At 45.3% G+C, this 3,534-nt stretch carries 4 protein-coding genes; 3 read left to right on the top strand and 1 reads right to left on the bottom strand.

Features of this window, described 5'->3' with window-relative positions; all coding sequences use genetic code 11:
- Both MUP17_10435 and MUP17_10430 read left to right on the top strand, forming a co-directional pair.
- On the top strand, window positions 1-577 hold a 577-nt coding region (locus tag MUP17_10435), incomplete at its 5' end, for an ABC transporter ATP-binding protein (GenBank protein ID MCJ7459396.1).
- Window positions 574-1,791, top strand: a complete 1,218-nt coding sequence (locus MUP17_10430; GenBank protein MCJ7459395.1) for an ABC transporter permease — start codon at window positions 574-576, stop codon at window positions 1,789-1,791. The genes MUP17_10435 and MUP17_10430, both read left to right, overlap by 4 nt.
- A gap of 394 nt (window positions 1,792-2,185) precedes the next feature.
- Here MUP17_10430 and MUP17_10425 read toward each other — a convergent pair whose 3' ends face one another.
- The gene (locus tag MUP17_10425; protein MCJ7459394.1) at window positions 2,186-2,938 is read right to left on the bottom strand and encodes a dockerin type I repeat-containing protein; all 753 of its coding nucleotides are present in this window, start codon (window positions 2,936-2,938) and stop codon (window positions 2,186-2,188) included.
- Between the two features lie 328 nt (window positions 2,939-3,266).
- On the opposite strand from MUP17_10425, the gene MUP17_10420 reads away from it, so the two are divergent.
- Window positions 3,267-3,534: ketol-acid reductoisomerase (locus MUP17_10420; protein ID MCJ7459393.1), on the top strand; the 268-nt coding region annotated here is incomplete at its 3' end.

Genomic DNA, 3,534 nt, shown 5'->3' with positions numbered 1-3,534 from the left:
CTGTTTAGATCGACCCACTAAAGGGAACTATTTCCTTGAAGGTAAAGATATATCTTCTTTAGATAGAAATAGCTTAGCCGGGATTAGAAATCAGAAGATCGGTTTCGTGTTTCAGTCTTTCAATCTTCTGTCCCGAACTACTGCTCTGGAGAACGTGGAGCTTCCCTTACTTTATAACGGGAGTCATTCTAAAGACCTGACCGAAAGAGCGCTAAAGGCTTTATCCTTGGTGGGATTAGAAGGAAGAGAACATCATTATCCCAACAAGCTCTCCGGTGGCCAGCAGCAGAGGGTAGCTATTGCCAGAGCATTGGTGAATGATCCTGCGATAATTTTAGCGGATGAGCCAACCGGAAATCTGGATACCAGAACTTCTATGGAGGTCATGGATATATTTCAGTCGCTCAACCAAAAGGGAATCACCATTATCTTGATAACTCATGAGCGAGATATTGCTGCTTATGCTAAAAGAAACATAACTTTCCGGGATGGTAAAATCGTGAAAGATGAGTTGGTGACAGCTCCAAAGAAGGCCAAAGAGGATCTTCTGGTTTTGCCAGAGGTGGAGGAGGCATGAGATATTTACAAATACTGAAAGTTGCCTATAAGGCTTTAGGCAGGAATAAGATGCGTTCCAGCCTGACCATGCTGGGGATAATCATCGGAGTAGCAGCCGTAATCGCCATGTTAGGAATTGGCCAGGGCGCAAAAAGGATGGTCAATGCCCAGATAGCCTCTCTTGGCGAAAACCTCTTGAATGTTTTTCCCGGGAGTCATACTGCTGGAGCAGTGCACGGGGGAGCCGGCACAGCCAGCAGCTTGACTGAGGATGACGTTATCGCCATAAAGAATGACTGCGGTGCGATCGCAAGGATCTCGCCTGTGGTCAGGTCCGGTGCCCAGGTTGTGGCAGCAAACCTTAACTGGGGAACTTCGATTCAGGGATATTCGACGGACTTCCCTTACATTCGCTCCTGGACCTTATCCTCCGGTACATTTTTTACTGACCAGGATATAAAAGGTGCTACCAAGGTCTGTGTTTTAGGCCAAACCGTGGTGGATAATCTATTCCCAGGTGAAGGCCCGGTCGGGGAGATAGTAAGAATCAAGAAACTTCCTTTCAGGGTAATAGGCGTGCTTTCGCAGAAAGGACAGAATGCCTTTGGCCAGGACCAGGACGACATAATCATAGCCCCCTGGACCACCGTTCAGAAAAAACTCGCAGGAGGCACCTATATTAATTACATCATCGCCTCAGCCGTTGATCGCTCCCAGATGGATCTGGCCGAACAGCAGATAACCAACCTTTTAAGACAGAGACACAAAATCCAACCGGGTCAGGATGATGATTTCACAGTGAGAAGCCAGACGGACATCGCCACCGCAGCCTCTTCCACCTCCAGCATTATGACCATTCTCCTGGCCGCGATAGCTTCAATTTCCTTGATAGTGGGAGGTATAGGAATAATGAACATCATGCTGGTCTCGGTAACTGAGAGGACCAGGGAGATCGGAATCAGGATGGCAGTTGGAGCCAGAGGCAAGGACATTCTGACTCAGTTTTTGATCGAATCTATAGTTTTGAGTCTGATCGGAGGGATAGTCGGCATACTCTTAGGAGTTTTAACTTCAAAAGCTATTTCTATGGTTTTACACTGGCCCATTTTCATTTCAGTTCTGGCAATAGCTTTATCTTTCTTCTTTTCAGGGTTTGTTGGGGTATTCTTTGGATTTTATCCTGCCAGAAAAGCCTCCAATTTAGACCCGATTGAGGCATTGAGGTACGAATAAGGAGTACCCTGGCGGTCATTCTGAGGGAGTCCAAATGGACGACCGAAGAATCTCAGACTGTTAATAGCCACTTTAGTGGCGTAAGAAACCAGTAGCGCCCAGGTTCATCCCGGACGTTTTATATTTTACTGTAGAGGGGTTACCCATCCAATAAATAACAGGGCGACCCTTTCAGGGTCGCCATTTAAAAACCAATCCAACTCTTAATTTATCTTCTCTGAAACGGCAAGTGAGACATTCTTGTCTGACCATGATGGATTTTAACGCAAGTCTCAGACCACTTAAATAAAAAGGGCGAGGAAACCTCGCCCCTACGTCGAACCAACATCAAACTCACAAACTCCAAACTGTCTTCAGTCCCGCCTGCGGGGGCATTTCCCCGATTTATCGGGGCTCAACACGGCGGCGGTCCGCCTTTGAAGAGATAATTCACCAGATGGAGCACATCCGAAACCGTCACCTTGCCGTCGCAATTCACGTCTCCATTCTCCAGAGGATGCGGAGAGGGACCACCCCTGAAAAGGTAGCTGATAAGATAGACAACATCCGCCACACTAACCTGTTCATCGCAGTTGACATTTCCACGTGGTTTTATCAGTTTAGTGACAGTAAAACTCCCAATCTCTCCGGCAATAGGCCAGTTAATGGGCCTTGCACCTTCACCATTGAACATACATAGCGTATCTCCATTCTTCGATGTTCTTGCAGTTCTAAAGGTCAAGGTTCCCGCACCAGACACTTTATAAAACATCCTGCACCAGAGACCACTGTCATTATAAACTTCTTGATGATATGAAAAAAACCACATTGGTTCCAATGGCGGTCCATAAGGGCAGACTATCCTCTGGGCAGAGCCAGCAACCAAACTGGGCGGGTAAAATGCTGGGGGGTTTGCATCGTTAATACCACCAGTCAGTATTGTATCTAAAACTGGACTGCAGGTACCCTCCGCAAATAAGGGAACGAAAAAGCCATAAATCAACTCCACGGTTTTAATATTTATATTAACCTGTACAGTGCTGTCACAGGGTGAGACCTCCAGGTCAACCGGATCTAGGTAGTATTCATTGACCTGAGAAAAACCCACTCCCGAAAATAAAAGCACCAATGAAAACACCAAGAGAATTAACTGCAAGCTTCTTCTCATAGGTCACTCTCCTCCAAAAAAGTTGAAACTGGAGATTTTTGAAGAACAATGGATTGAAATATTGCTTCTGACTGTAATCTAAACCCGAAAAAAATTTTGTCAAGCTGAAACTGTGGTTAGGCCCTTCGGATTGTAGGGGAGTATTGCAATACTCCCCTATACCTGAAAAACTGTTGTTAAATCAATCCTAATTTAATTATATTTCGTTCGATCGGTCAGGAGTAGCTCCTGACGGAACGGACAAATTAATTTGTAGTTGCCCAATTTATTGGGCTCATTTCAGCTCGATAAATCGAGCGACTACATCACATAACCCGGGAGAAAGAACTTGCTCAAGCTTTATAAAGATAAAGATGCCTCTTTGAAATATCTGAAAGGAAAGACTGTCTCCATCCTCGGTTATGGAAGCCAGGGAAAGGCACAAGCTCTGAATCTGAAGGATTCAGGTCTTGAGATGATAATCGGGCTTCCCCCAAAAAGCAAGGATAGAAAAATCGCAGTTAAAGATGGTTTCAAAGTATTTTCTCCTGAAGATGCAGTCAAAAAAGGAGAAATAATTTCAGTCTTAGCTCCTGATCATAAGCATAAAGAGCTTT

The sequence above is a fragment of the Candidatus Zixiibacteriota bacterium genome (assembly GCA_022865345.1).
Classification (GTDB): domain Bacteria; phylum Zixibacteria; class MSB-5A5; order MSB-5A5; family RBG-16-43-9; genus RBG-16-43-9.
Note: the sequence above shows the minus strand (reverse complement) of the source record. Positions and strands in the feature narration are given on the sequence as shown.